Annotated in this window: 1 pseudogene; it reads right to left on the reverse strand. The window is 42.1% G+C overall.

The features are described from left to right. Positions 1–496, reverse strand: a pseudogene (locus NF418_RS10325) (IS110 family transposase); the annotation flags it as partial.

Consider the following 496-nt stretch of genomic DNA (forward strand, 5'->3'; position numbering starts at 1 on the left):
TGGAATCCAATATTTCTACATGGTTTTCATATTGTGATAGATAGACATTCATTCGCTCTTCCAACAACTCAATCTGCTTCTGATAAAAATCATAAATCTCTAAGGACTGTTTTAACATGAAGCGATGCTGGTCAGAAAAATAGCCACCCAAGGCTTCCAGAAGCTGAAGGAGATTGCGACCAGATAGCCCCATAATATCTTCGATATAGGTTGTTAGCTTGATGCCACCTGACTGAAGAATTTTATGGATACGGTTGGTTTCTCGATTACGACTTTCCACATAATGTTTTCGTTGTCTGGTCAACTCCCTCAATTCTTGAATGGTTTCATTGGGAACGAAACTCCGAGGAAGCAGACCAATCCGTGTTCATTTGGCTATCCAGTGAGCATCCTTCTTGTCGGTTTTCTGACCTGGAATAGCCTTCATGTGGGCTGGTTGAGCGAGTATCAACTTGAAGTCATCACATAGAGCATGCCAGACAGGTCGCCAATAAAC

This window comes from Streptococcus suis (assembly GCF_024509555.1).
Lineage (GTDB): Bacteria > Bacillota > Bacilli > Lactobacillales > Streptococcaceae > Streptococcus > Streptococcus suis_AD.